Here is a 26433-nt window from a genome sequence, read left to right on the forward strand (position 1 = left end):
CTCCCTTTGAGTGCGACGAGAAAGCGGCCGCCATGGACGCGTGGCACGTCGCGGTTCCGGGTTCGCAACTGCGTTCGGACCTGCATGTGTCGAGGTCCGATGCTCCTGCGAACCATTCCTCCAGCCCGGCTGCCTCCTCGCAGCGAGCGGATATGTTGCGGCCGGCATCGCGCAGCCGGCCGGAATGGGTCAGACGGACAGACGGATGACGCTGTAGGACTGCGGCTTCAGGCTTGCACGCAATCTGCCGTCTTCGATCTTTGCGGTTTCGACCCTGGCGGGAACGACAGTCTCCGGCTGTCGCGCCGTATTGACGGCCCGCAGGTCGGGATGCGTCATCTCCAGCTGTTCGAGCACGCGGGCATTGCCAAAGCCGTCCAACCGGGCGTCGAAATCAAGCGCGGTCTGCGGATGACGGTTGACGACGAAAAACGTCAGTTCCCTGCCGTCGTCGGAAAGGACCGCCGACGCATCGAGATAAGGCACGTCGTCGGCCTCGTCGCAGTCATAGGTCGGCGCGTCCGTGACCAGCTGCAGCGCCGATCCGCGACCGTATTTCGATGCGAAATAGAAGGGGTAATAGATCGTCTGGCGCCATGCGGGGCCGCCATTTTCGGTCATGATCGGGGCGATGACATTGACAAGCTGGGCGATGCAGGCGATGCGCACGCGATCCGAGCGGCGAATGAAGGTGTTGAGAATGCCGCCGACCTGCAGCACGTCCTCGAAATTGTAGACGTCTTCCAGCAGATGCGGCGCATCCGGCCATTCGTTCCTCGCCAGGATATCCTTGTCCTGCTGGTTGGAATGATACCAGACGTTCCATTCGTCGAAGGAAATGCCGATCGTCTTCTTCGAGCGCTTCTTGGCCCTGATATAGTCGATCACGCCGCCGATGGTGGTGATATAGCGGTCGAGCCTGGTCGTGCGGGCAAGGTAATTGAGCGTGTTGTTCTCGCGGTTCGCGAAATACATGTGCAGGGAAATATAGTCGGCGCTGTCGTAGCACTCGTTGAGGACCTGCGCTTCCCAGTCCGGATAGGTCTGCATGTCGGGATTGGACGAGCCGCAGACCACGAGTTCCAGCGACCGGTCAAAATTCCGCATGGCCTTCGCCGTCTCGTCGGCGAGCCGGCCATATTCGTGCGCCGACTTGTGTCCGACCTGCCAGGGGCCGTCCATCTCGTTGCCGAGGCACCATAATTTGACATTGTGGGGCTTTTCCCAGCCATGTTTGCGACGCAGGTCCGACCAGTAGGTGCCGCCGGGATGATTGCAATATTCGAGGAAATTGCGGGCCGAATCCAACCCGCGCGAGCCGAGGTTGACGGCCAGCATCGGCTCGGTCTTCGCCTTCCTGCACCAGTCGACGAATTCATTGACGCCAATCTGGTTGCTTTCGCGGGTGCGCCAGGCAAGGTCGAGGCGCACAGGGCGCTCCGAGCGCGGGCCAATGCCGTCCTGCCAGTCGTAGGCGGAAACGAAATTGCCGCCGGGATATCGACAATAGGGCGTGTCGAGCTGCCGGACGAGGTCGATGACATCCTGCCGGAACCCATCGGAATCGGCCGTCGGATGGCCAGGCTCGTAGATGCCGCCGTAAACGGCTCTCCCGAGATGCTCGAGGAACGAACTGTAAAGTCTGGGATCAACGTTCGCGACCTGGAAATCGCGATGAACAACAACGCTCGCCTTCAACGAACCCTCCCTTAAATATCAAATTATTCGTTCTTATACGGCTATCTTGATAGCGCGACCGGAGGGAGTCAATTGAACAATGCCCAGGATGCCCGTGAATCGGGCGTCCAGAAAAACGATTATATTACAGAAATTTAATCAGATAGTGGTCCGATTCGGCCGGAAAATAATCGCGTTATTAAAATCAGGATTTTCGATATTGTCCGTCAAATGTAGAGCCGCATGACGATATCGCGGCCGTAGTTGCCAAATCCGCGACCGAATATGTTCACGCCACCGGTATGGCTGGCATTCTCGGCAATGCCGACGCGCAGGCGGATGGAGGAATGCTGCGCAAGGGCGAGGTCTCCAACCGTGACGTTGGACGTGGAGACGCCGTCGATGAACGTGCCGCGCGTGGAGATCCGCCAGGTTTTCAGCTTGCCGTATTGGGAGCCTTCAAGCTTCCACCAGCCGGGCGTATAGGCGCCGCGCTTGTCGCCATAGTCGCCCGGAGACGTCCAGGTGCCGATCGGCATTCCGTTGACCCAGAGCGTGATATCGGAGGGCCAGTCTGGATTGGTCCCGGGAACCTCCGAAGACAGTTCCATCGCAAATTCGATAGCGCGCACGTCCTTGTTCAGAACCTTGGCATTGTTCGGGAACTTGTATTCGACATACCCCCTTCCGAACCACACGAGACCGGCCTGCATGCGCTGCGGATCAAGGAAATAGTCGGGAACGTCGAGCAGGCCGATGACGCTGTCGCTCGAGCAGAGGCCGCAAGGGGCGTGGATGTCGCAGCTCGTATAGAGCCCGACCGGCATCTCGACCTCGATGACGTCGTCCGCCTTGTTGACGGACTTGTCCTCAAAGCTGATGAGGATTTCATCATAGACTGCCGAGCAGATCTTCTGATTGCCCTTCCGGCCCTTGGCGAGGCGGGATTCGACCAGCCCCACCTCTTCCAGAATCTGAATGCCGGTGGCGACGGTCGACTGCGGCAGCGACAAGGCGCGGGCCATGTCGTTGACGTTCATGGGGCCTTTCGAGCACAGGAGTTTGAGGAGTTGCAGGCGTCCCGGCGCAGAGAGGGCTTTGATAACGGCGTCATTGACCCCGGCATCGACCGTCAAAAACGAGCGTTCCATGATTTCCCCGTGCTGTGTCACACAGTGATTATATCGACAATCCTGATACAGCAAGCGGCGAGAAGCTGATATGGATCGATTTCTCTGATTTAAACTTCAGCAATTCCGGAAGGGTCGAATTCTGGACCTCGCTTCCCGGCCGAAGGATGGAAGCGGGTCGAACGCGACGCAGGCTATGCGACGCCTGTAATCTCTGGAACGAAGGCGGTGATCTTGCCGCTCGATGGATTGTCCGTGGCACCGGAGCCGCGTGCCAGGCGGGCCGCGACTTCACCGATCATGCGGCGCGGCGACCTGGATGTGGCGATCCGTACGGGAAGAGCGGCGGCGAGCTCCAGTCCGTTGAAGCCTGCAATCAGAATGTCGTCGGTGCGGGACGCTTCCATGGTGGCGAATGCGCCCCCGGCAGCCATGTCGTCGTTGGAGTAGTAGATGCAGTCGAGCTTCGGCTCGGCATCCAGGAGCTGATGCGTCAGGTATTTTCCGAGGCCGACGGAGGAAAGAGTGTCGCCTAGCCTTTGCCCGACGAAGGCGAGACGGTGTTCGTGCAGGACGCGTTCGAAGCCGGCCCTGCGTTTTCCGGCGCGCAGGTCCCGGTCCAGCGCACTGCCGACATAGCCAAAACGCTTCCGGCCGGCGGCAATCAATGCCCTCGCCATCTCCTCGCCCGCCCTTTCGTGCGAGAGCCCGACATTGAAATCGATCGGCGTGCCGTCGAGGTCCATGATCTGAATGACGGGAATGGCCGCATTCCTCAGCATTCTCACGGTCTCGTCCGGCTGATCCAGGCCCGTGACGATGATCGCGGACGGCCGCCAGGACAGCATGTCCCGGATGATGTTGTGCTCCTTGGCCACATCGTAGTCGGAAATGCCGAACACGGCCTGCATGCCGGAGCCTTCAAGCCCGTTCGAGATTCCGGCCATGACCTCGGGAAAGACGATGTTGGACATGCTCGGCACCACGACGGCGACGAGGTCCGTTCGCTGCGAAGACAGCGACAGGGCCAGCCGGTTGCCGATATAGTTCAGCCGCTCGGCCGCCTGCAGGACCCTGTCGCGCGTTGCCCTGGAAACATCAGGCGCGCCGCGCAGGGCGCGCGATACGGTCATCTTGCTGACGCCTGCTGCCGCAGCGACCTCTTCCAGAGTGGACTTGTGCGTATCCAAGGGATCTCCCGAGCGCAGCCTATCTGCCGCATCATTATTCATAGGCGCGTTGCGGGGAAAGGGGAACTGGCAGCGCTTGACATCCCCGGCAATTTTGAGGTTTGTTACCGATACCGGTATCGATAACACAGAACCTATCGACGGATCGGCACTATGGAGGAACCCTTGCAGAACGTCAGCAAGGCTGCGGTCATCGGCCTCGGGTCGATGGGGTGGGGTGCCGCCCTGTCCCTCTTGCGGGCGGGATTTGCGGTCAATGGATGCGATGTGCGCCAGAACGTCCTGCAGCGCTTTTCGCAGGCCGGCGGCAAATCGTGTAAAACCCCGTCCGAAGCCGCCGGCGCGGCCGATGCGGTTTTCGTGTTTGTCGTCAACAGCGGCCAGGCCGAAACCGTATTGTTCGGGCCTGGCGGCGCGCTGGAAACGGCTGGCGCCGGCACCGTCTTCCTGCTTTGCACCACCATGGCGCCGAGTGCCACGATGGCGATTGCCGAACGGCTGGAGGCCGCCGGCATGCTCGTCATCGACGCGCCGGTTTCCGGCGGTCACGTCAAGGCGCTTTCTGGAGAGATGGTCGTCATGGGCTCCGGTTCGCCCGAAGCCTTCGCGCGGGCCGAAAAGGCGCTCGATGCCGTCTCCGCCAAGGTATTCCGACTGGGGGACAGGCCCGGGGCCGGTTCCCAGGTGAAAATGATCAACCAGCTTCTCGCCGGCGTGCATATCGCCGTGACGGCGGAGGCGATGACGCTGGCCGCCAAGACAGGGATCGACCTGAAGACGCTCTACGATGTTCTGCGCGTATCGGCGGGCTCTTCCTGGATGTTCGAGAACCGCGGCGAGCACATCGTCTCGGGCGATTATACGCCGCGCTCGGCCGTCGACATCTTCGTCAAGGATCTCGGCATCGTCGCCTCCGAAGCCGAGCGTGTCGGTGCCGTCACGCCGCTCACAGCGACCGCGCTTGCGCTTTTCCGGCAGGCGTCTGAAGCGGGGCTCGGCAAGGAAGACGATGCCGCGGTGGCAAAACTCCTTGCCGAAAGGAGCGGCGTCGTCCTGCCGGGCATGGGAGCTGGCAGCTGAAGATCCGCTGGGCAAGGGAGGCATGAGACTTATGTTCGATTGCTACCACTCGCGGATCATGCAAGGTAAGTTGATTTGCAAGCTGCGGTTTGTTTGATTTCGTTTGATCGCCGGTGGCCCCGAATGGGGCCGAGGCGGTGGGGGCTTGAAAGACGGGTTGGCGGCGCGCCTGGCGTGACGCGTGAGGAGTTCGACGGGGGAGCGGATTCCGATCTGATATCGAGGCCGTCATCGAAAATGACGCCGGCGGCGCTGGGAGGTAAGCCGACATGCATGTGATGATTTTGGGTGCGGCAGGCATGATCGGCCGCAAGCTGGTCGAAAGAATTGCCCGCGCGCCTGATGTGCTCGGCACCACGATCAGCAAGTTGACGCTGGTCGATGCGTTTCAACCGCCGGTGCCCGAGGCGCTTCGGTCGCTGTCGACTGCCCTGACGATCGACCTCGCAAAGGTCGGCGTCGCCGACAAGCTGGTCGAGGCCCGGCCCGATCTGATCTTTCATCTGGCGGCGATCGTTTCCGGCGAGGCAGAGGCGGATTTCGACAAGGGCTATGCCGTCAATCTCGACGGGACACGCGCGCTGTTCGACGCGATCCGCCATGAGGGGCTGAAGTCCGCCTATGTGCCGCGCGTCGTCTTCGCCTCCTCGATTGCCGTGTTCGGTACGCCTTTTCCAGAGGTCATTCCGGACGAGTTCTTTTCCACGCCGCTGACAAGTTACGGCACCCAGAAGGCAATCGCCGAGCTGCTGCTTGCCGATTATTCGCGCCGCGGCATTTTCGACGGTATCGGCATTCGCCTGCCGACGATCTGCGTGCGGCCGGGCGCGCCGAACAAGGCGGCCTCCGGCTTCTTCTCCAATATTCTGCGTGAACCGCTCGCCGGCAAGCCGGCGGTGCTGCCCGTCAGCGACAGCGTCCGGCACTGGTTTGCAAGCCCGCGTGCGGCGGTCGGTTTCTTCGTTCATGCCGCAAGGATCGATACGGCCGAGGTCGGGCCGCGGCGCAACCTGACAATGCCGGGGCTCTCGGCGCTGGTCTCGGAAGAGATCGAGGCCCTGCGCCGGGTTGCGGGCGACAAGGCCGTTGCGCTGATCAAACGCGAGAGCGACCCGGTGATCGAGCGCATCGTTGCCGGCTGGCCGACGCAGTTCGATGCGAGGAGAGCGTCGGCATTGGGCTTCAAGGCGGAGACGAGTTTCGACGAAATCCTGCAGGTGCATATCGAGGATGAACTCGGCGGGAGGATTGCATGAGTGAAACTATCGGCAGGCCGTCGAAGATTGCCCTTGTGACCGGTGGCGGCACGGGTGTCGGCCGCGCGATCGCGAGAGGCCTCGGCGCCGCCGGCTATACGGTCGTCATCTCGGGACGACGTGGCGAAATACTTGAAAAGGCGGCCGCCGAACTCGGCAGCGAGACCGGTGCGGATATTACCGCGATCCGTGCGGATGTCGGCGATCCGGCCTCGGTCAGAGCATTGTTCGATGCGATCGCAAATCGCTATGGCCGGCTCGACCTGCTGGTCAACAATGCCGGTGTCTCGGTGCCGGGCGTGCCGCTGGAGGACGTGTCTTTCGAAGACTGGAGCGCCATCGTATCGGCCAATCTGACGGGCGCTTTCCTGTGCACCCAGCAGGCGTTCAGGCTGATGAAGAGCCAGACGCCGCGAGGGGGCCGCATCATCAACAACGGGTCGGTTTCGGCAACGACGCCGCGCCCGAATTCTGCGCCCTATACGGCGACCAAACATGCCATCACCGGTCTGACGAAATCCACCGCGCTCGACGGGCGCGAATTCGATATCGCCTGCGGCCAGATCGATATCGGCAATGCTGCAAGCGACATGACGAAGAAGATCGCTGCCGGTGTTCTGCAGGCCAATGGCACCACTGCCGCGGAGGCGACGATCGATCCTGTCCATATTGCCGATGCGGTCGTCTACATGGCTGGCCTGCCGCTCGGCGCCAACGTGCTGACCATGACCGTGATGGCGACCAGGATGCCCTTTGTCGGGCGCGGATGACCGGCGTCCTGCGCCGGTCGAAGCCATGAGAAGACGCATACATAGCGTGTAATGCTCGATATCTGGGAGGAGGGAGTATGGCAGGCGTTCAATTCGCGGATGTGCGGAAATCGTTCGGTGCGTTTCCGGTCATCAAGGGTGTGAACATCGACATTGCGGACGGAGAGTTCGTGATCCTGGTCGGCCCTTCCGGCTGCGGCAAGTCCACGCTTTTGCGCATGCTGGCCGGGCTCGAAAACATCTCCGCCGGCGAAATCAGGATCGGCGGGCGAGTGGTCAACACGCTGCCGCCAAAGGATCGCGACATCGCCATGGTGTTCCAGAACTATGCGCTCTACCCGCATATGACGGTGCAGCAGAACATGGGTTTTTCGCTGATGCTCAACAAAGCGCCGAAGGCGGAGGCCGAAAAGCGCGTGAAATACGCTGCCGGCATCCTCGGCCTTGACGCCCTGCTCGATCGCTATCCGCGCCAGCTGTCCGGCGGCCAGCGCCAGCGCGTTGCCATGGGCCGCGCCATCGTGCGCGATCCGGAAGTCTTCCTTTTCGACGAGCCGCTTTCCAATCTCGATGCGAAGCTGCGCGTCGCCATGCGCGCCGAGATCAAGGAACTACACCAGCGGCTGAAGACCACCACAGTCTATGTCACCCACGACCAGATCGAAGCGATGACCATGGCCGACAAGATCGTCGTCATGCATGACGGGATCGTCGAGCAAGTCGGCTCGCCGCTGGAACTCTACGACAAGCCGGCCAATCTCTTCGTCGGCGGTTTCATCGGCTCGCCGGCCATGAACATGATCAAGGGCAGGCTCGATCCCGAGAATGCGGGGCGTTTCATCACGGCCGACGGTACGGCGCTGCCGGTCGTCAATGCGCCGGACAGCGCAAAGGGGCGAGACCTCATCTACGGGCTTCGGCCGGAATATATCCTGCTCGATAGTGGCGGCCTGCCCGGCGAGATCGTGGTGATCGAGCCGACCGGCTACGAGACGCATCTGACCCTGAAACTTGGCGGCAACGACCTCAACTGCGTCTTCCGCGAGCGCGTCAATGCGCGGCCGGGTGAAAGGCTCAACGTGGCGATCGATGCCGCGCATGTTCACCTCTTCGACGCCGAAGGCGGCCGGAGACTGAGTAACTGACGCTGTCGGGCAGGACGCGGGAGAGGAGGAGTCTTCCCGTCCGTTCGCGAGATGGCGGCATCCGCTTTTTGCGGATGCAGGTACCGTCGTTCATCAAGCGGGAGATGAATGCCGGAGAATTCGCTCCCGCTTTTTCAAGGAGGAGGAATATCATGACGATCAAGAGACGTGAATTTCTTGCCGCTTCGGCAGCCGCAGCCGGCGTTGCCGGCCTCGGCATCAGGCCTTCGTTCGCACAGGCCGAGCCGACCTATACGCCCGAAAGCGGTGCGAGCCTGCGCCTGCTGCGCTGGACACCCTTCGTGAAAGGCGATGAGGAGGCCTGGCTTGCCAATACCAAGAAATTCACCGAGGCGATGGGTGTCGAAGTCCGTATCGACAAGGAGAGCTGGGAAGACATTCGCCCGAAAGCTGCGGTGGCGGCCAATGTCGGTTCCGGTCCCGACCTTATCATGTGCTGGTTCGACGATGCCCACCAGTACCCCGACAAGCTGGTCGACCTGACCGAACTGGCCAATTACCTCGGCAACAAATACGGCGGCTGGTATGACGGCGTCAAAGGCTACGCCTCGCGCGGAGACACGTTCATCGCCATGCCGCTGACGGCGATCGGCAATGCGGTAGTCTATCGCGACAGCCATGTGAAGGCGGCCGGCTTCAGCGAGTTCCCGAAGGATACGGCCGGCTTCCTCGAACTTTGCAAGGCGATGAAGGCCAAGGGCACGCCGGCGGGCTTCCCGCACGGAAAGGCCGTCGGCGACGGCAACAACTATGCCCATTGGCTGCTCTGGAGCCACGGCGGCAAGATGGTCGACGAGGGCGGCAAGGTAACGATCAACAGCCCGGAAACGCTGGCCTCGATCAACTATGCCAAGGAACTCTATGCGACCTTCATTCCGGGCACGGAGAGCTGGCAGGACGTCAACAACAACCGCGCCTTCCTTGCCGGCCAGGTTTCGCTGATCGCCAACGGCGTATCGGTCTATTACACGGCCAAGGGCGATCCGAAGCTCGCAGATATCGCCAAGGACATTCGCACGACGAATTTCCCGATCGGCCCGGTCGGCCAGAGCGTCGAGCTGTGCCAGACGAGTTCGCTGCTGCTCTTCAAGCACAGCAAATATCCGGAAGCCGCAAAGGCCTACATCAAGTTCATGATGGAAGCCGATCAGATGAATGCCTGGATCCAGGGCTCCAGCGCCTATTGCTGCCAGCCGCTCAAGGAATTCGCCAAGAACCCGATCTGGACCGCCGATCCGATCCACGCGCCCTATGCGCGCGCCTCTGAAAAGCTGCGCCCGAACGGCTATGCCGGCCCGCTCGGTTATGCCTCGGCGGCCACCATGGCCGATTATGTGCTGGTCGACATGTATGCCGCGGCCGTCACCGGCCAGATGTCGCCGGAAGACGCGATGAAGGAGGCAGAGCGCCGGGCAAACCGCTACTATCGCGTCTGACCGCGCTTTTCCAGGACGAGCGGCATGCCGGAAACCGGCATGCCGCAAGCCCCGAGGGCATATGGCAATCTGGAGATAAGCAATGTCGACGGTGAATTCCGGGGATACGCGGGCAGCGGCCTCCTCGCTCCTGCAGAACAACAATGTGCTCGGCTTCCTGTTCATGCTGCCGGCAGCGGTCTTCCTCGTCTGCTTCCTGACCTATCCGCTCGGCCTCGGCGTCTGGCTCGGCTTCACGGACACGCGCATCGGCCGCGACGGCATTTTCATCGGGCTGGAAAACTACCAGTACCTGATGGACGACAACGTGTTCTGGCTGTCGGTCTTCAACACCGTCCTCTACACGTTCGTTGCCTCGGTGCTGAAGTTTGCGCTCGGCCTGTGGCTCGCACTTCTCTTGAACCAGCATCTGCCGTTCAAAAGCTTCTTCCGGGCGATTGTGCTTCTGCCCTGGGTCGTGCCGACCGTGCTGTCCGGCCTGGCCTTCTGGTGGATCTACGATTCCCAGTTCTCCATCATCTCCTGGTCGCTGATGCAGCTTGGCCTGATCGATGCCCCGATCAACTTCCTCGGCGATCCCACCAACGCGCGCATTTCCGTCATCATTGCCAATGTCTGGCGCGGCATTCCTTTCGTGGCGATTTCGCTGCTCGCCGGCCTGCAGACCATTCCGGCCTCGCTGCAGGAGGCCGCATCGCTGGACGGCGCCACCAGCTGGCAGCGTTTCCGTTATGTGACGCTGCCGATGCTGACACCGATCATCGCCGTCGTCATGACGTTCTCGGTGCTTTTCACCTTCACGGATTTCCAGCTCATCTACGTGCTGACCAAGGGCGGCCCGGTCAACGCCACGCATCTGATGGCGACCTTGTCCTTCCAACGCGGCATCCCCGGCGGCCAGCTCGGCGAGGGCGCGGCGATCGCGGTCGCCATGATCCCCTTCCTGCTCGGCGCGATCATGTTCAGCTTCTTCGGCCTGCAACGCCGCAAATGGCAGCAGGGCGGACAGGACTAGGGAGAAAGACGATGTCGACCAATTCCAACACCGCCAATGTCGTCCTGACCGATAATGCCGAAGGCATGAGCTATCTCAACCGCCTGCCGCGGCGGGTGGTGATGCTCTATCTGCCGATGGCAGTCTTCGTCTTCGTGCTGCTCTTCCCGTTCTACTGGATGGCGATCACCGCCGTGAAGCCGGATGAGCAGCTGACCGACTACAGCAATTACAGCCCGTTCTGGGTGGTCGGGCCGACGCTTGCGCATATCAAATACCTGTTTTTCGAAACGTCCTATCCCGGCTGGATGTGGAACACGATGCTGGTCGCAGTCTGCTCGACCTTCCTCTCGCTCGTGGCGTCGGTCTTCGGCGCCTATGCGATCGAGCGCGTGCGCTTTACCGGTTCCCGGTCCATCGGCCTCGTCATCTTCCTTGCCTATCTCGTGCCGCCGTCGATCCTGTTCATTCCACTTGCCTTCATCGTCTTCAAACTCGGAATCTACGACTCGCGGCTCGCGCTGATCTTCACCTACCCGACCTTCCTCATTCCCTTCTGCACCTGGCTGCTGATGGGCTACTTCCGCTCGATCCCGTTCGAACTGGAGGAAAGCGCGCTGGTGGATGGCGCCAACCGATGGCAGATCCTGACGAAGATCATCCTGCCCCTCGCGGTGCCCGGACTGATCTCGGCCGGCATCTTTGCCTTCACGCTGTCCTGGAACGAATTCATCTACGCCCTGACCTTCATCCAGTCGTCGGAGAACAAGACGATTCCCGTCGGCGTCCTGACAGAACTGGTGCGCGGCGACGTGTTCGAATGGGGATCGCTGATGGCTGGCGCGCTCTTCGGCTCATTGCCGGTCGTCATTCTCTATTCGTTCTTCGTGGACTATTACGTCTCGTCGATGACCGGGGCGGTCAAGGAATGAAAGGGGCAGACGACGCCCCTTTGTCTGTCTAGCGGTTCTTCTTCTTCCGCCATTCCGCGAATTTCTCACGCGGCGCTTCGCTTGTCGCAGGATAAAGGCCGATGATGGTCGCCCCGCCCAGCACTTCCTCGGTGACGAAATCCTCGTAGGCCGTCATCTCGACGGCCTCGTCGGCGATCTCTTCGGCAAGGTGCAGCGGGATGACAACGACGCCCTCGTTGTCGCCAACCATGACATCGCCGGGGAAAACGGCAACATCACCGCAGCCGATCGGAACGTCGATCTCGATCGCCTGGTGCAGGGTCAGGTTGGTTGGAGCCGAAGGCCGGTGGTGATAGGCGGGAATGTCGAGGCCGGCGATTTCCGGGCTGTCGCGAAAGCCGCCGTCGGTGACGACACCGGCAACGCCGCGCACCTGCAGGCGCGAGACAAGGATCGAGCCGGCGGAGGCCGCGCGGGCATCGCGTCGGCTGTCCATGACCAGCACGGCGCCTGGCGGGCAGCGCTCGACGGCGGCGCGCTGGGGATGTTCCGGATTGCGGAAGACATCGAGCGTGTTCAGGTCTTCACGCGCCGGGATATAGCGCAGCGTGAAAGCCTGGCCGACCATATTGGTCCTCTTCGGCGACAGCGGGCGCACGTCCTGAATGAACTGGTTGCGAAGGCCGCGCTTGAAAAGAGCGGTGCAGAGTGTGGCGGTCGAGACGCCTTTCAGCTTCTTGCGCGTTTGTTCGCTCAACGTGGTGGTCATATCCTATCCTCCTGAAATCAATAGATATCCGGCTCGCCGGGAGTAGGGCCGAAGCCGGTTTCCAGAAAATCGAAATCGCAGCCGGTATCGGCCTGAGCGATGTGGCGTGCAAACATCCAGCCGTAGCCGCGGCCAAATTTCTCCGCCGGCTTGACCCAGGCGGCGCGACGGCGGGCCAGTTCCTCGTCATCGACAAGCATGTCGATGCGGCGGGCTTCGAGGTCGAGGCGCACGATGTCCCCCGTCTTCAGGAGGGCGAGCGGGCCGCCGACGTGCGATTCCGGCGAAACGTGCAGCACGCAGGCACCGTAGCTCGTGCCGCTCATGCGTGCGTCCGAAAGGCGCAGCATGTCGCGGTAGCCTTTTTTCAGAAGCGCTTTCGGCATCGGCAGCATGCCCCATTCCGGCATGCCGGGGCCGCCTTGCGGACCGGCGCCGCGCAGCACCATCACATGGTCCGGGGTGATGTCGAGGTTCTCGTCGTCGACCGCTTTCTTCATGTCCGGATAGCTGTCGAAGACGATGGCGGGGCCTTCATGCTTGTGGAAGCGCGGATCGCAGGCCGCCGGCTTGATGACGGCGCCGGTCGGCGCGAGATTGCCTTTCAGAACCGCGAGCGATCCCTCGTGATAGAGCGGGTTGTCGAGCGAGCGGATCACATCGTCATTGTAGCATTTGGCGCCTTCAAGCGTTTCGCCGAGCGTCACGCCTGCAACCGTCATCGCCGAGAGATCGAGTTTGGAGGCAAGCTTCGCCATCAGCGCCCGCAGCCCCCCGGCATAGTAGAAGTCCTCCATCAGATAGGTCTTGCCGGTCGGGCGGATATTGGCAAGCACAGGCGTCGTGCGGCCGGCATGATCGAGATCGTCGAGCGTCAGGGGGACGCCCGCGCGCCGCGCCATAGCAACCAGATGCACGATCGCGTTGGTGGAACAGCCTGTGGCCATGGCGACGGTCACGGCATTGGCGACTGCCGCCTGCGTGACGATTTTCGAAGGGACGAGGTCCTCCCAGACCATCTCCACGATGCGGCGTCCGACGGCCGACGACATGCGGATATGGTTGGAATCGGCCGCGGGAATGGAGCTTGCGCCCGGCAGCGTCAGCCCGAGTGCCTCGGCGATTGCCGTCATCGTGCTTGCGGTACCCATGGTCATGCAATGGCCGTAGGAGCGGGCGATGCCGGCCTCCACCTCGACCCATTCGGCTTCGGAGATCGTGCCGGCGCGGCGCTCGTCCCAGAATTTCCACGCATCCGAACCGGAGCCCAGATATTCACCGCGATAATTGCCGCGCAGCATCGGGCCGGCCGGCAGAAAGATCATCGGCAGGCCCATGCTGAGTGCGCCCATGACGAGACCGGGCGTGGTCTTGTCGCAGCCGCCCATCAGCACGGCGCCATCGACCGGATGGGAGCGCAGCAGTTCTTCCGCCTCCATGGCGAGCATGTTGCGATAGAGCATGGTCGTCGGCTTGACGTAGCTTTCTGAGAGCGACAGCGCCGGCAGTTCGAGCGGAAAGCCGCCGGCCTGGAAGATGCCGCGCTTCACATCCTCCACGCGATGCTTGAAATGCGCATGGCAGGGATTGGCATCCGACCAGGTGTTGAGAATGGCGATGACAGGCTTGCCCGCCCATTCTTCCGGCCCGTAGCCCATCTGCATGGTGCGGGAGCGGTGCCCCGAACTTCTGAGGTCGTCCGGCGCGAACCATCTGGCACTGCGTAGCGTGGAAGGCGTCTTCCTGGCATTCATCGTTTTTGAAGTCCTGTCTCGCACTGAAGAAGATGCCGCCCGTTTCTGTCTCGGCGGCATTGCACGGGTCCGACTAAAGCACTAATGTATCAGTGCATCAAGCCACAAAATATGTTTAAACGGTCGGCAGTGCTTCGACAGGATGGGATGACAGGCGTGAAAGTAAACCGGACCGAATTTGCCCTTGACCGAACGCGCCAGGTCGCGCCGCAAATTCTTGAAATCCTTCGCTCCCGCATTCTCTCGATGGATCTGACGCCGACCACGGTCCTGTCGCGTATGTCGCTGCAGAGCGAGTTCAATGTCAGCCAGACGCCGGTGCGCGATGCCTTGATCCGGCTAGAAGAGGAGGGACTGGTCGAGGTCTATCCGCAATATGCCACTGTCGTCGCCAAGATCGATATCGACCACGCCACCCAGGCGCATTTCCTGCGGCTGTCGATCGAACTCGAGGCGGTTCGCCGGCTGACGCTTGAAAGCCCCGCCGAAACGGCGCAGGCGCTTGAACGACTGCTTCGCCAGCAGGAGGCGGTGGCTTCGCCGGATCAGTTTGACCAGTTCGATGCGCTCGACAAGGATTTCCATCGGACGTTGTTTGAACGCAGCGGCATTCTCGGCCTCTGGGCAACCGTTCGGCGCCAAAGCGTGCATCTCGACCGGCTGCGCCGCCTCAACCTGCCGATGCCGGGCAAGCTGGAAACGGTGCTGGCCGACCATCGGGCCATCATCGAGGCGGTTCGCTCCGGCGATCCTGAAAAGGCGGTCGCGGCCATGCGCAAGCACCTGTCCGGCACGCTATCGATCATCGATCTCATCTGCGACCAATATCCCGATTTCGTCCAGCGTTAGGAGCCTGCGGGAAGCAGGCCGCGCAGGAGGTGGCCGGAAGCATCGTTCCGGTCCGGATCGGCCATGCGGCGCGTGGTGACGAAGAGCGTGCGCGGCATCGTCCGGTTCATCACGAGCTTGGTCGGATGGGTTATCGCAAGCTCGACCGGTTCAAGCGGTTCGCCCGTTGGTGCAAAGCGCAGCAATTGCGAGCCGCCGACCCCGGCGATCCAGTAGACGCCGTCCTCATCGACGAACGCGCCGTCGGGGCGTCCGGCAAAGGCATGTGTCGTCGCAAACACCTGCCGGTTGGACGGCGTGCCCGTGGCAAGGTCGTAGTCGCAGGCCCAGATCGTCTGCACCGACGGATGGGAATCGGAAAAATACATCCTTCGCCGCGCCGGATCGAAGGCGAGACCGTTCGGCGTCCAGAAATCTTCGAAGACCCGGCGGTGGCTGAAATCGGGCTCGATACAGAAAATCGCGCCGGCCGGTGAGGCCATCTCCCGCTGCATCGTGCCCGCCCAGAGCCGGCCGGCGGGATCGAGGGTGCCGTCGTTGAAGCGAACGTCAGGGCGGCTTTCCGGTGCGCAGACGCGGCTGAACCGGCCCGCCTGCCGGTCAAAGAGGAAGATGCCGGTCGCAAGGCCTGCGAGCAGCGTTCCATCCGCTCGCAGGACAATGCAGCCGACTGCTTCGGGTGCATCCCATACAGAGGTCCTGCCGGTTGCCGCATCGGTGCGCAGCAGTTTCCGGCCATCGGTATCCACCCACCAGATGCAATTTTCTGCCTCCGACCAGACCGGGCTCTCGCCAAGAGACGCCCAGCGGTCGGAGAAGACTTCGAATGCAGCAGTCATTTTGCTCCCAGGCTCGCCTCGCCGCCCACCCGTTCACCGGAAAGGCCGCTGACGAGGTCCTTCCAGCGGCCGAGCCGCGGTGCCGTTTCCGGCAAGGCTGCCGTGCAGGCGATGGTGATGATGCAGCCGAGGCCAATATAGCCTGCCAGTGCCCAGGGCGCACCATTGGCGATCTCCAGCAACCAGCCGGCGGCAAGCGTGCCGACCGAGCCGATCAGCGCACCGATCTGCTGGATGAAGGAAACGCCGCTCGCCCGGATCGGTGTCGGGAAGAATTCCGAATAGAACGCGGCCTGTGGTGCGTACATGGCGGCATGGCCAAGGGCGAGAGCCGCGGCAAGGCCGACCCAGATATAGCTGTCCATGCGGTAATAGATCAGCGCAAAAGCCGGGAAGGCAGCAAGCAGGACGCAGGCGGCGCCGAACATGTAGACCGGCTTGCGGCCGATACGATCCGACAATGCGCCGAACATCGGCATGCTGATCAGTTCCAGCACGATCGCGACCAGCGAGGCCGAAGTCATGACGGGACGCGAGACGCCGCGGCTGGTGGCATAAGCGGTCACGAGCACCGCAAAGCTGGTGAAGGCGACGCTTTCGGCGAACTTGCTGCCGCAGCCGAGGATGAGGAAACGCGGATATTTGCGCAGGATTTCCACCAGCGGATGAGGATCCTCGGCGCGGCGCTTGCGCATTTCCAGAAAGAGCGGCGATTCGGTCAGCGACAGCCGGATATACATGCCGATCCCTACCAGGACGAGGCTGAGCAGGAATGGAATGCGCCAGCCCCAGCTGATGAAGGCGTCCTCGGACAGAAGCGTCGTGAGTGCGGCGAAAATGCCGAGCGGCAGGATGAAACCTGCCGGTGCGCCCATCTGCACCCAGGAGCCGAAGAAGCCGCGCTGGCGCGCCGGCGCGTGCTCGCACATGATCAGGATGGCATTGCCCTGTTCACCGCCGATGCCGAAGCCGTGCAGCATGCGGATAAACAGCAGGACCAGCGGTGCGGCAATGCCGATCTCGTTATAGGTCGGCATCAGGCCGATGACGAAAGTGGCGATGCCGACGATGAGCAGCGTCGTCACCAGAGCGCTCTTGCGGCCGTAGCGGTCGCCGAGATAACCGAACAGCAGTCCGCCGATCGGGCGCACGAAAAAGCCGGCCGCATAGGTCGCCAGCGCCACCAGAGATCCGACGAGCGGATCGAAGCTCGGGAAAAAGAGCTTGTTGAAGACGAGCGCCGAAGCGGTCGCGTAAATGAAAAAGTCATACCACTCCACCGTGGTGCCGATGCAGGAGGCGATCGCCACCCTGCGCATCATCCCGGGCGATGGTTCGGTCGCCGGATTTCGATTCTGTTCCATGAAAGCCTCCCAACGCTACAACTCGCAGCGAGAAATGCACTAAAGCACTAATGCATCAATATATCAATACGGCATTCGGCAGCGTTCACAGCAGTCCCTTCGGAGATCCGTCTGCCGATGCGGCCAGTCGCGGAGCCAGCGTCGGGGCAGGAGAAGCGGGGAGTGCTGGCGCACTGCATTCGTGGGGCTCGCGGCCTGCGACAAGCGCGGCCCGAATGCGAAAGAGGGGGCCGGTCACTCGCCGCAGGTCTGCCTGTCACGGGCATGCTGAAGCTGCGGCGGCTGCCCCTGTCACGATCTCGTGTGGCATGTTTTGCGCCCTTCGCGTGGCGCTATCCTGAAAGCTCGGCTATGCTTGATTGTGTTCCGGGCGAGTTTTTTGCGGCTTTACAAACCGCGCCGCTTACCCTCTGGTTGCCAAAAAACCACAATTGCCTCACCTAGATCGCACACAGACCAGGGGCATTAAGAATTGGATCAACGCTGAATGCGCTTACCATACGTTTTTCTTGCGGCATGTCTTGTCATCGTACCGGCCGCTTATGCTGAAGTTGCTTCTCCGCCGGATTTGGCGCCGCTGAAGCGGCAGGCGCAAGCCGCTCAGTTGAGCGCACAGCTGTTGACGCGCTTCAGCTACAAACCCGTTCCCCTGGACGATGCCCTGTCGGAAAAGATCATGGATCGGTTCATCGAATCGCTTGATCCGGACCGCATGCTTTTCCTGCAGGCCGACATCGACAAATTCATGTCCGACCGCAGCAAGATCGATGATGCCATCGAACGGCAAAATCTGAAGATCCCGTTTGCGGTCTTCAACACCTATGAACGGCGCGTCGTCGACCGCATGAACTACGCGCGCAATTTGCTCAAGCAGGATTTCGATTTCGGCACGCAGGAAAACTATTCTGTGTTGCGCGATAAAGCGCCGTGGCCGCAGTCTGAAGCCGAGAGCAACGAACTTTGGCGCAAACGTGTCAAGAGCGACTGGCTGCGCCTGAAGCTGGGCGGCCAAAGCGATGCGGCTATTCGTGAGACGCTCGACAAACGTTATGCCAATACGCTCGAGCGCGTCTACAAGTACAAGAGTGACGACGTATTCCAGTCGTTCATGGATGCCTATGCGACGTCGATCGACCCGCATACCGATTATTTCGGTGCGACCGCTTCGGCCGACTTCGACATTGCGATGAAGCTTTCGCTGGTTGGTATCGGCGCGGTACTGCAGGAGCGGGACGACTATACGACGATCCGGGAACTCGTGCCTGGCGGGCCGGCGCAGTTGTCCGGCAAGCTTTCGGTCGGAGACCGTATCACCGGCGTTGGTCAGGGCAAGGACGGGGCGATCAAAGATGTCGTGGGCACGCGGCTTGACGAAGTCGTGCAAATGATACGCGGGAAAAAGGGCTCCGTCGTGCGCCTGGACATCCTGCCGGCCGATGCCGGCGCAGACGGCGCGCATCGCGTGATCAGCCTTGTGCGCGACAAGATCAGCCTGGAAAAACAGGCCGCCCGAAAGTCCGTACTTTCCGTGAAGGTCGGCGACGTCACGCGCAAGATCGGGGTGATCACCCTGCCGACATTCTACGAGGATTTCGAGGCCCGGCACAAAGGCGACAAGGACTACAAAAGTGCAAGCCGCGATGTCGCCAAGCTTCTTGACGAGCTGAAGCAGGAAAAGGTCGATAGCGTCCTCATCGACGTGCGCAACAACGGCGGCGGTTCCCTGGACGAGGCGATTGATCTGACAGGCCTGTTCATCGGCAATGGCCCGGTCGTGCAGCAGCGCAGCAGCGACGGCAAGGTCGCGGTCAGAAGCGCCGAGTTTGCAGCCCCTGCCTGGACAGGTCCGATGGGTGTCCTGATCAATCGCGGTTCGGCGTCGGCCTCTGAGATTTTTGCGGCGGCGATCCAGGATTACGGTCGCGGCGTGATCATCGGCGAGCCCAGCTTCGGCAAGGGCACGGTTCAGACTGTGGTCGATCTTGACCAGATGGTTCGCAACAGCAAACCCGAATTCGGGGAGCTGAAAGTGACGATCGCACAGTTTTTCCGGGTGAACGGCGGTACGACGCAGCTGCGCGGCGTGACGCCCGATATCAGCTTGCCGGGACTTTCCGATCCGAAGAGCTTCGGCGAGACCAGTTATGACAACGCCTTGCCGTGGGCCGAGATCAAGCCCGCGAACTACACCCCTGCCGACACGGTCGCGAAGTCACTGCCGATATTGCAGAGCCGGCATGATGCGCGGGTCGGGAGCGATCCGGACTTCCAGGGTCTGGTGAAGGACATTGCCGACCTGAAGGCCCAGCGGGAGAAAGGTATTGTCTCCCTCAACGAAGCCGAACGTCGCAAGGAAGCGGCGGCTCGAGAAAGCCGACGCAAGTCTCAGGCGCAGCTGAGCGACGGCGATGTTTCTGCCGGAGATGACGGATTGCAGGCCGACGAGCGCAGCTTGAGCGCCGATCTCGCCATCGAGAATGCCCGCAAGAAGGCAAAAGACGTCCTGCTCGACGAGGCGGCCGCCATTCTTGCCGACGAGGTGGACCTCCAGGAGGGCGCAGCCACGAAATAGTCGGCGGATGCGGCCGGAAAGCAGTCAGACGAGAGTGCCGTGCGACCGATAGGCGCCAGTAAGCGCTCTTTCGACGCCCCGCAATTCGGCAAGCCCTTTCATCCGCCCGATCAGCGGATAGCCGGGCTGCCCGCCGCGGCCGATGTCATCAAGGATTTCCTGGCCGTGATCCGGCCGCATCGGGATCTGATGGTCGGCCCGGCCCTGTTTGCGCCGGCTGGCTTCCTCGCGCACGATCGCGCCGATCAGGGCGACCATGTCGACGCTGCCGTCCAGATGCTCACTCTCATGGAAGGAGCCGCCGGCAATGTCGCTCTCGCGCAGGACGTTTCGCAGATGCAGGAAATGTACGCGATGACCGAGGCGTTCCATCATGCCCGGCAGATCGTTGTCGCAACGAGCGCCGAGCGCGCCCGAGCATAGGGTGATGCCGTTTGCCGGATCGTCGACGGCTTCAATGATCCGGCGGTAGTCCTCCTCCGTCGACATGATCCGCGGCAGGCCCATCAGCGGGAATGGCGGATCGTCCGGATGGCAGCAGAGGCGCAGGCCAAGCCGGCTTGCCACAGGTGTCACCTCGGACAGGAAATCGATGAGGTTGGCGCGCAGGCGATCCGGTGGGATCGCGCCATATTCGGCCAGATGCTGGCGCACCTTATCGAGCGAAAGATGGTCCGCCGCGCCGGGCAGGCCGGCCATGATGGCCGCGGCGATGGAAGCCTTGCGCGCCTCGTCCATACCCGCAATGCGTCGCTCGGCCGCCTCGACGATTTCCTCGGCGAAATCGCCTCTGGCAGCGGGGCGCTGCAGCAGGAAGATATCGAAGACGGCAAAATCGGCGGCATCGTAACGCATCGTGGTGCCGCCATGGGGCACGCGCCAGCGCAAATCCGTCCGCGTCCAGTCGATCACCGGCATGAAATTGTAGCAGATGGTCGAGATCCCGGCGGCGGCCAGGTTTTCGAGGCTCTGCCTGTAGTTGGCGATATGTGTGCGCCATTCGCCTTTCTGCTTCTTGATCGCCTCGGAAACCGGGAGGCTTTCGACCACCTCCCAGGCGAGCCCGGATGGCGTCCCGTCGCTGCGCCGGGCGATCTGCTCCTGGCGCCGGGCGATCTCTTCCGGCGTCCAGAGATTGCCGTCCGGCACATGGTGAAGCGCCGATACGATGCCTGTCGCCCCGGTCTGAACGATATCGTCGATACGGGTCGTGTCATGGGGGCCGAACCAGCGCCATGTATGTTTCATGGGTTTCCTCTCGACTGCCGCCGGCCCGCCGGCCGTTTCTGTCAGGTGTCGATCCGCAGGCCGTCCGCGTCGAAAAGATGCCAATGGTCCGGGCGAGGGATAATCGTCAGCGTGTCGCCGCGCTCGACCTGACTTTGACCCTGCTGGTGCAGCAGAAGCGGTTCTCCGTTCGACAGCGTGGAATGCAGGTAGCTGTTGGCACCATGCTGCTCGGCGACATTGATCGTTACCGGCCAGCCGCTGCCCTGTTCGTTGACCAGGAAATCCTCCGGCCGTACGCCGAGCGTCACCTTCGCGCCGGCGGGCAGCCTGATGCCGGTGGGCAGCGGAAGGGGCGGCAGGCCCTGGGCCACGAAGGTCAGGCTGTTTCCGTCGCAGGCGTCGGCCATGCCGTCGATCAGGTTCATGCGCGGCGAGCCGATGAAGCCGGCAACGAATGTATTGCGGGGCCGGTTGTAAAGCTCGAGCGGGGCGCCGACCTGCTCGATCACGCCGCGACGCAGGACGACGATCTTGTCGGCCATGGTCATGGCCTCGACCTGGTCGTGCGTGACGTAGATCATGGTGTTGCCGAGCCGCTCGTGCAGCTTGGTGATCTCGACGCGCATCAGCACGCGCAATTCGGCGTCGAGGTTGGAAAGCGGCTCGTCGAACAGGAATATCTTCGGGTCGCGGGTGATGGCGCGGCCGATGGCGACACGCTGACGCTGGCCGCCCGAAAGTTGGCGGGGCCGGCGTTCGAGCAGGGTGTCGATCTGCAGCATCTTGCCGGCCGCATCGACGCGCCGGGCAATCTCGTCCTTCGGCATGCCGATATTTTCCAGTCCGAAACTCAGGTTCTGGCGCACCGTCATGTGCGGGTAGAGCGCATAGGACTGGAACACCATGGCCACGCCGCGGTCGGCGGCAGGCGTATCGACGACGCTCTCGCCGTCGATGCGGATATCGCCGCGGCTTGTTTCTTCAAGGCCGGCGATCATGCGCAGCAATGTCGACTTGCCGCAGCCGGAAGGGCCGACGAAGACGACGAATTCGCCGTCCTCGATGTCGAGGTTGATATTGGGGATCACCTCCAGAGCGCCGAAGGACTTGTTGATGTTTTCAAGCACGAGATTGGCCATGGATGAAGCTCACTTGATGCCTGTGGATGCAATGCCTGTTGTGATATAGCGCTGCAGGAAGATGAAGGCACAGGCCAGCGGCAGCGCCGTCAGCGTCGTCATGGCCAGCAGCAGGTCGTAACGGACCTCGAATTCGCTCTGGAAGGAGCTCAGCGCGAGCTGCAGCGTGTAGACCTCGCGCCGGTTGAGCACGATCAGCGGCAGCAGGAAGTCGTTCCAGCGCGACAGGATCGAGAAGATCGCCACGACGGCGAGCGCCGGCGAGGAAAGCGGCAGGACGATGCGCCAGAAGATGCGCCATTCGCTGGCATGGTCCATGCGTGCCGCCTCGATCAGTTCGTCCGGAATCGTCAGCATGTACTGCCGCAGCAGGAAAACCCCGGTCGGGGTGGCGACCGTGGGCAGGATCACGCCCCAGAGATTACCGACAAGACCAAGTTCCGCGACGATCAGATAGGTCGGCACCAGAACGACGGTTGCCGGGATCATGATCGTCGACAGGATGGAAATCAGCGCGATGTTGCTGCCCTTGAAGCGATATTTCGACAGCGCGAAGGCCGCCATAGAATTCATGACGAGCGTTATGATCGTCGCGACGACGGTAATGAAAAGGCTGTTATAGACATAGCCGCCGATTGCCCCGCCGGAATTGGCAACCAGCCCCGTATAGTTTTCGATTGCCAGCCGGACCTTGCGCACGGCCACCGCGTCGGTCACGGAAACGGTGACGCGGCCGGCCCCAGGATTGGCGGGATCGATCATCTGCGCATTGCGGCCGACGCGGCGGATCTGGGCAAGCCGGTGCTGCGAGCCATCCTTCAGCGTCACGTCGTAAAGCGGCAGCGGCTGGTCGAAACCCTCGACGACGGCGGTCTCGTTGGAGTAGGGCAGGATACTTGGCGGAAATTCCTGCAGATTCGCCTGGGTCTTGAACGACGAGAGCACCAGCCAGGCGACCGGGGTGAACATGATCAGCAATCCCAGCACCAGGAAGCCGTAGGTCAGCACATCGCTGAAATCCATTCTCCGGCGCCCGCGCCGCGCCGTCAGCAGGCCGCGCACGGATGTTTCGGGTTTGTTGAGCGCAACATCAGCCATTCTGCGAATTCCTCGACAAACGAAGCTGGAGAGCGGTGAATATGAGGAGAACGATGCCGAGAAGGATCGACGCCGCGGCGGCAAGGCCGAAATTGCGCGGCTGAACGGCAAAGCCGACCTCATAGATATACTGGACGATCAGCATGGTGGCCGAGCCGGGTCCGCCACCGGTCAGCACGTAGAGTTCGTCGAACGTCTGCACCGAACGGATGACGCAGAGCACGAAGACGACGAGCAGGACGGGTTTCAGCAGCGGCAGCGTAATGCGCGTGAAGACGCGCCAGTTGGTGGCGGAATCCATCTTCGCCGCCTCGTAGACATCCTTCGGAATGGACTGCAGTCCGGCAAGCAGGATGATCGTGTAGAAGCCCATATGCGCCCAGACGGTCACGAACACGGACCAGAAGAAGGCCGTATTCGGAAATACCAGCCAGTTGACCGGCTCGATTCCGATTGCCGTAAGGATGCCGTTCAGCGCGCCGTTGCGCTGCAGGATCCATTGCCAGGTCAGGGCGACCACGACAGGCGAGAGCATGACCGGAAAGAAGAAGACCGCCCGGAAGAAGCCGCGGCCCTTGATCTCGCGGTTAAGGCAGACGGCGGCAAGCAGCGCCACGCCGATCATGCAGATGACCTGTACCGGCACGAAGACGAGGCTGTTTCCGACCGCACGCCAGAACAGGTCGCTGGCGCAGCTCGATGCGTCGAGATAATTGCGGCAGTCGAAGAGTGTGGCGTAGTTGCCGGTGCCGACGAAAGGCCGCTCGGAAGGATAGAGCCGGTCGCTTCCTGTAAACGAATAGAAGACGTTGACGACGACCGGGAGGAGCGAGAACAGAAGCACGGCCAGAAGGTTGGGCAGGAGGAACACCCACGGCATTCGCCTGATGCCCAAAACCTTCTGCAATCCCGTCATGACCGGCTCGACGATGCGCGCCGGCAGCACGACGATACTGGCTGCAATCTCAGCCGTCTGGCTTTTCAAGCCCATGTCCTCGTCCTCCCGCTGCTCTTACTTGCCGCCGGCAGCGTTGATGGCGAGCTCGACATCCTGCTTGATCCTCGCAAGCGCGGTATCGACGTCGAGTTCACCGTTCAGAACCTGGCTGATGCGCGTCGTCATCGCGTTCATCATGGCGCGCTGATAGCGCCAGCCCTGGAAGCGGTAAGCGGCCGGCGACATCTTCGGGATCTGGGCGATGAAGGTCGACAGCGACTGCTGCGTGCGCTCGGACGCGCCCGGATAGGTCACGCCTCCTTCGATCAGCGATTTGCTCGAGGGGATTTCCACGGCCGCAGCGATGATCTCGGCATTGTTCTTCGGCTGGGCGACATAGTCAATGAACTTGCCGACAAGCTCCGGGTTCTTCGTATGCTTGAAGCCGACGAGCGCACCGCCGCCCGGCATGACCGTGCAGGAAGCGGGGCCGCAGGGGGCGGGCACGACTTCCCAGTCGAAGAGATCGCCGACCTCCTTGTCCATCTGGCTCAAGGTCCAGGAACCGCCGAAATAGAACACCGTCTTGGCGTTCAGGAAGTCGGAAAAGAGTTCGCGATGCGTTGCGCCGCCGACCGCGCCCCACAGGTCCATCGGCATCGTGCCGTCCTTGTGCCAGGCGACGAACTGTTCGATGGCATCCTTCAGGCCCTTGTCGATCACCGGCTGGCCCTTGTCGTCGACGAGTTCGGCGCCGTAGCTGATGGCAAGGCTGGCGAAACGGTGGCCGGACCGGTCCATTTCCATCGAAAAATCCGTGCCGGTGGCCTTGGCGACCTTACGTGTCGCATCCGCCCATTCGGCCCAGGTCGCACCTTCCTTCGGAACCGGAACGCCGGCCTGTTCGAAGAGCGTGAGGTTCACATAGGCGCCGTTGACCGTCAGCGAGGTCGGCATGCCGTTGATCGCCTTGCTGCTCGGGTTGGCGCCGCGCAGCCATTGCAGCACCTGCCCGTATTCCTTCTCGAAAGAGGCGACGTTCACATAAGGCGTAAGATCGAGATAGTAGCGGCTGAGGCCGCCGAGGTCGGTGATGATCGCCGCATCAGGCCCTTCGCCGGATTCAAGCTGCACCGGCAGGCTCTCGACGATCGTCTGATAGCTTACGGTTTCCAGCTTGACTGTCGTGCCTGGATTGTCGGCCTCGAAGCGTTTGGCAATCGGCGCCATCGTCAGGCAGCCGAAACCAATATCGTCACAATAGACCGTAATTTCCTGCGCCTGGGCAATACCCGTCAGCGCCGTGACTGCGAGCAGCGCCGATGCCGCCCGCAAGCCAATGCGAGTGAGTGTCATATCTTGCTCCTCCAGAGATCCGGCCAAGGGCCTCCCGCCCATCCTGCAATCTCGCTAAAAGCTTGTCTGGTCTTACCAGATTGTCAACCAGCTTTCTGAAACAAATTTTTTATTCCTTTTATATCAATAGGATGGATTGATAGGTGGTGAAATTCACCTCGAAACCCAGCTTGACATGACGTTTTTTTGGATATCTGGTCTAACCAGTTTGGGCGGCTGGGAGTGCTGTCAAAACCAGGAGGATACAATTGCGATGCTGAGATTTGCCGTCGTCGGGATCGACCATGGGCATACGTTCGATCATGTGAAGGGCTTGCTGGCGGCGGGTGGCGAATTCGTCGGCTATTGCCCGCAGACGAGCGTGCCCGCGATCCGGGAGAATTTCGAGAAGACCTATCCGGATGTCCCGCAGATCGACCGGGAAAGGATCTTTGCCGATGCCTCGATCGACGTGATCTGCATTGCCGCCATCCCGCGCGACCGCGCCGGCCTTGCCATCCGTGCCATGAGGGCGGGCAAGGATGTGATGAGCGACAAGCCGGGTGTGACCACCTTCGCCCAGCTCGACGAGGTCAGGCGCACGGTTGCCGAGACCGGCAGGATCTTCTCCATCTGCTTTTCCGAGCGCCATTGCGTGCGCTCCGCCGTCAAGGCCGGCAAGCTGGTGAAGGAAGGGGCGATCGGCAAGGTGATCCAGACGCTCGGCATGGGGCCGCACCGGCTGCAGCTGCCGACGCGGCCGGACTGGTTCTTCGACCCGGAGGCCTTCGGCGGCATCATCGTCGACATCGCCTCGCATCAGGTCGACCAGTTCCTGTTTTATACCGGCTCGACGACGGGCGAGGTGGTCGCAAGCTCGGTCGGCAATTTCGGCATGCCGCAAAAGCCGGATTTCCAGGATTTCGGGGAAGTG

General features: G+C 61.8%; 22 protein-coding genes. 10 read left to right on the forward strand and 12 right to left on the reverse strand.

Annotated features, from left to right (window positions below):
• Nucleotides 1-189 precede the first annotated feature (189 nt).
• The 3 genes from ACFPWW_RS12795 to ACFPWW_RS12805 form a co-directional block, all read right to left on the reverse strand.
• A complete protein-coding gene (locus tag ACFPWW_RS12795) occupies nucleotides 190-1698 on the reverse strand; it encodes an alpha-N-arabinofuranosidase (RefSeq protein ID WP_377311914.1) in 1509 nt (502 codons plus the stop codon).
• A 206-nt stretch (nucleotides 1699-1904) separates the two neighbouring features.
• The gene (locus tag ACFPWW_RS12800; RefSeq protein WP_112569890.1) at nucleotides 1905-2828 is read right to left on the reverse strand and encodes an ArsR/SmtB family transcription factor; all 924 of its coding nucleotides are present in this window, start codon (nucleotides 2826-2828) and stop codon (nucleotides 1905-1907) included.
• A gap of 173 nt (nucleotides 2829-3001) precedes the next feature.
• Nucleotides 3002-3940: a LacI family DNA-binding transcriptional regulator gene (locus ACFPWW_RS12805; protein ID WP_377311951.1), complete on the reverse strand. Its 939-nt coding sequence runs from the start codon at nucleotides 3938-3940 to the stop codon at nucleotides 3002-3004.
• Between the two features lie 210 nt (nucleotides 3941-4150).
• On the opposite strand from ACFPWW_RS12805, the gene ltnD reads away from it, so the two are divergent.
• The 7 genes from ltnD (at nucleotide 4151) to ACFPWW_RS12840 (ending at nucleotide 11631) form a co-directional block, all read left to right on the forward strand.
• Complete coding sequence (ltnD, locus tag ACFPWW_RS12810; RefSeq protein WP_377311915.1) at nucleotides 4151-5077, forward strand: L-threonate dehydrogenase; 927 nt, start codon at nucleotides 4151-4153, stop codon at nucleotides 5075-5077.
• Between the two features lie 269 nt (nucleotides 5078-5346).
• Nucleotides 5347-6333 (forward strand): D-erythronate dehydrogenase, encoded by a 987-nt coding sequence (gene denD, locus ACFPWW_RS12815; protein WP_112754966.1) that lies wholly within the window; start codon nucleotides 5347-5349, stop codon nucleotides 6331-6333.
• A complete protein-coding gene (locus ACFPWW_RS12820) occupies nucleotides 6330-7103 on the forward strand; it encodes an SDR family oxidoreductase (protein WP_377311916.1) in 774 nt (257 codons plus the stop codon). Before denD ends, ACFPWW_RS12820 begins: the two co-directional genes overlap by 4 nt.
• 77 nt (nucleotides 7104-7180) lie before the next feature.
• Entirely contained in the window at nucleotides 7181-8248 is a 1068-nt protein-coding gene (locus ACFPWW_RS12825) for an ABC transporter ATP-binding protein (protein ID WP_113414406.1), read from the forward strand.
• Between the two features lie 152 nt (nucleotides 8249-8400).
• The gene (locus ACFPWW_RS12830) at nucleotides 8401-9705 is read left to right on the forward strand and encodes an ABC transporter substrate-binding protein (protein ID WP_377311918.1); all 1305 of its coding nucleotides are present in this window, start codon (nucleotides 8401-8403) and stop codon (nucleotides 9703-9705) included.
• Between the two features lie 82 nt (nucleotides 9706-9787).
• Nucleotides 9788-10720 (forward strand): carbohydrate ABC transporter permease, encoded by a 933-nt coding sequence (locus ACFPWW_RS12835; RefSeq protein WP_377311919.1) that lies wholly within the window; start codon nucleotides 9788-9790, stop codon nucleotides 10718-10720.
• Nucleotides 10721-10731: 11 nt separating this feature from the next.
• Nucleotides 10732-11631, forward strand: a complete 900-nt coding sequence (locus ACFPWW_RS12840; RefSeq protein WP_377311920.1) for a carbohydrate ABC transporter permease — start codon at nucleotides 10732-10734, stop codon at nucleotides 11629-11631.
• Nucleotides 11632-11659: 28 nt separating this feature from the next.
• Here the strand turns inward: ACFPWW_RS12840 and ACFPWW_RS12845 are convergent, their stop codons facing one another.
• Nucleotides 11660-12382, reverse strand: a complete 723-nt coding sequence (locus ACFPWW_RS12845) for a ribonuclease activity regulator RraA (protein ID WP_377311921.1) — start codon at nucleotides 12380-12382, stop codon at nucleotides 11660-11662.
• 17 nt (nucleotides 12383-12399) lie between these two features.
• The gene (araD, locus tag ACFPWW_RS12850; RefSeq protein WP_112569910.1) at nucleotides 12400-14136 is read right to left on the reverse strand and encodes an L-arabinonate dehydratase; all 1737 of its coding nucleotides are present in this window, start codon (nucleotides 14134-14136) and stop codon (nucleotides 12400-12402) included.
• 156 nt (nucleotides 14137-14292) lie between these two features.
• On the opposite strand from araD, the gene ACFPWW_RS12855 reads away from it, so the two are divergent.
• Nucleotides 14293-14985 carry a GntR family transcriptional regulator gene (locus ACFPWW_RS12855; RefSeq protein WP_112705162.1) on the forward strand — a complete coding sequence of 231 codons (693 nt, stop codon included), beginning with the start codon at nucleotides 14293-14295 and terminating at the stop codon, nucleotides 14983-14985.
• Here ACFPWW_RS12855 and ACFPWW_RS12860 read toward each other — a convergent pair.
• Complete coding sequence (locus ACFPWW_RS12860) at nucleotides 14982-15824, reverse strand: SMP-30/gluconolactonase/LRE family protein (RefSeq protein ID WP_377311922.1); 843 nt, start codon at nucleotides 15822-15824, stop codon at nucleotides 14982-14984. The genes ACFPWW_RS12855 and ACFPWW_RS12860 overlap by 4 nt on opposite strands.
• Nucleotides 15821-17188 carry an MFS transporter gene (locus ACFPWW_RS12865; RefSeq protein ID WP_377311923.1) on the reverse strand — a complete coding sequence of 456 codons (1368 nt, stop codon included), beginning with the start codon at nucleotides 17186-17188 and terminating at the stop codon, nucleotides 15821-15823. Before ACFPWW_RS12865 ends, ACFPWW_RS12860 begins: the two co-directional genes overlap by 4 nt.
• Before the next feature lie 487 nt (nucleotides 17189-17675).
• Here ACFPWW_RS12865 and ACFPWW_RS12870 point away from each other — a divergent pair, with 487 nt between their 5' ends.
• The gene (locus ACFPWW_RS12870; protein WP_112569914.1) at nucleotides 17676-19760 is read left to right on the forward strand and encodes a carboxy terminal-processing peptidase; all 2085 of its coding nucleotides are present in this window, start codon (nucleotides 17676-17678) and stop codon (nucleotides 19758-19760) included.
• Nucleotides 19761-19784: 24 nt separating this feature from the next.
• On the opposite strand, the gene uxuA is transcribed toward ACFPWW_RS12870, so the two are convergent.
• The 5 genes from uxuA to ACFPWW_RS12895 are packed head-to-tail and all read right to left on the reverse strand — an operon-like array spanning nucleotide 19785 to nucleotide 25520.
• Nucleotides 19785-21008: a mannonate dehydratase gene (gene uxuA / locus ACFPWW_RS12875; RefSeq protein WP_377311924.1), complete on the reverse strand. Its 1224-nt coding sequence runs from the start codon at nucleotides 21006-21008 to the stop codon at nucleotides 19785-19787.
• A 41-nt stretch (nucleotides 21009-21049) separates the two neighbouring features.
• A complete protein-coding gene (locus ACFPWW_RS12880; protein ID WP_377311926.1) occupies nucleotides 21050-22129 on the reverse strand; it encodes an ABC transporter ATP-binding protein in 1080 nt (359 codons plus the stop codon).
• 9 nt (nucleotides 22130-22138) lie between these two features.
• On the reverse strand, nucleotides 22139-23227 hold the full coding sequence (locus ACFPWW_RS12885; protein ID WP_112569920.1) for a carbohydrate ABC transporter permease: 1089 nt from the start codon (nucleotides 23225-23227) through the stop codon (nucleotides 22139-22141).
• Entirely contained in the window at nucleotides 23220-24218 is a 999-nt protein-coding gene (locus tag ACFPWW_RS12890) for a carbohydrate ABC transporter permease (RefSeq protein ID WP_377311927.1), read from the reverse strand. Before ACFPWW_RS12890 ends, ACFPWW_RS12885 begins: the two co-directional genes overlap by 8 nt.
• Before the next feature lie 21 nt (nucleotides 24219-24239).
• Nucleotides 24240-25520, reverse strand: a complete 1281-nt coding sequence (locus ACFPWW_RS12895; RefSeq protein WP_377311928.1) for an ABC transporter substrate-binding protein — start codon at nucleotides 25518-25520, stop codon at nucleotides 24240-24242.
• Between the two features lie 253 nt (nucleotides 25521-25773).
• Between ACFPWW_RS12895 and ACFPWW_RS12900 the strand changes: the two genes are divergently transcribed.
• On the forward strand, nucleotides 25774-26433 hold a 660-nt coding region (locus tag ACFPWW_RS12900), incomplete at its 3' end, for a Gfo/Idh/MocA family protein (protein WP_377311930.1).

Source organism: Rhizobium sp. GCM10022189 (assembly GCF_042656325.1).
GTDB lineage: Bacteria > Pseudomonadota > Alphaproteobacteria > Rhizobiales > Rhizobiaceae > Rhizobium.

What these genes read in the sequence shown, in the direction of transcription:
- ACFPWW_RS12800 (WP_112569890.1), bottom strand. Translation starts at nt 2,828, where the DNA reads ATGGAACGCTCGTTTTTGACGGTCGATGCCGGGGTCAATGACGCCGTT.
- ACFPWW_RS12805 (WP_377311951.1), bottom strand. Translation starts at nt 3,940, where the DNA reads ATGACCGTATCGCGCGCCCTGCGCGGCGCGCCTGATGTTTCCAGGGCA.
- ltnD (WP_377311915.1), top strand. Translation starts at nt 4,151, where the DNA reads ATGGAGGAACCCTTGCAGAACGTCAGCAAGGCTGCGGTCATCGGCCTC.
- denD (WP_112754966.1), top strand. Translation starts at nt 5,347, where the DNA reads ATGCATGTGATGATTTTGGGTGCGGCAGGCATGATCGGCCGCAAGCTG.
- ACFPWW_RS12820 (WP_377311916.1), top strand. Translation starts at nt 6,330, where the DNA reads ATGAGTGAAACTATCGGCAGGCCGTCGAAGATTGCCCTTGTGACCGGT.
- ACFPWW_RS12825 (WP_113414406.1), top strand. Translation starts at nt 7,181, where the DNA reads ATGGCAGGCGTTCAATTCGCGGATGTGCGGAAATCGTTCGGTGCGTTT.
- ACFPWW_RS12830 (WP_377311918.1), top strand. Translation starts at nt 8,401, where the DNA reads ATGACGATCAAGAGACGTGAATTTCTTGCCGCTTCGGCAGCCGCAGCC.
- ACFPWW_RS12835 (WP_377311919.1), top strand. Translation starts at nt 9,788, where the DNA reads ATGTCGACGGTGAATTCCGGGGATACGCGGGCAGCGGCCTCCTCGCTC.
- ACFPWW_RS12840 (WP_377311920.1), top strand. Translation starts at nt 10,732, where the DNA reads ATGTCGACCAATTCCAACACCGCCAATGTCGTCCTGACCGATAATGCC.
- ACFPWW_RS12845 (WP_377311921.1), bottom strand. Translation starts at nt 12,382, where the DNA reads ATGACCACCACGTTGAGCGAACAAACGCGCAAGAAGCTGAAAGGCGTC.
- araD (WP_112569910.1), bottom strand. Translation starts at nt 14,136, where the DNA reads ATGAATGCCAGGAAGACGCCTTCCACGCTACGCAGTGCCAGATGGTTC.
- ACFPWW_RS12860 (WP_377311922.1), bottom strand. Translation starts at nt 15,824, where the DNA reads ATGACTGCTGCATTCGAAGTCTTCTCCGACCGCTGGGCGTCTCTTGGC.
- ACFPWW_RS12865 (WP_377311923.1), bottom strand. Translation starts at nt 17,188, where the DNA reads ATGGAACAGAATCGAAATCCGGCGACCGAACCATCGCCCGGGATGATG.
- ACFPWW_RS12870 (WP_112569914.1), top strand. Translation starts at nt 17,676, where the DNA reads ATGCGCTTACCATACGTTTTTCTTGCGGCATGTCTTGTCATCGTACCG.
- uxuA (WP_377311924.1), bottom strand. Translation starts at nt 21,008, where the DNA reads ATGAAACATACATGGCGCTGGTTCGGCCCCCATGACACGACCCGTATC.
- ACFPWW_RS12880 (WP_377311926.1), bottom strand. Translation starts at nt 22,129, where the DNA reads ATGGCCAATCTCGTGCTTGAAAACATCAACAAGTCCTTCGGCGCTCTG.
- ACFPWW_RS12885 (WP_112569920.1), bottom strand. Translation starts at nt 23,227, where the DNA reads ATGGCTGATGTTGCGCTCAACAAACCCGAAACATCCGTGCGCGGCCTG.
- ACFPWW_RS12890 (WP_377311927.1), bottom strand. Translation starts at nt 24,218, where the DNA reads ATGGGCTTGAAAAGCCAGACGGCTGAGATTGCAGCCAGTATCGTCGTG.
- ACFPWW_RS12895 (WP_377311928.1), bottom strand. Translation starts at nt 25,520, where the DNA reads ATGACACTCACTCGCATTGGCTTGCGGGCGGCATCGGCGCTGCTCGCA.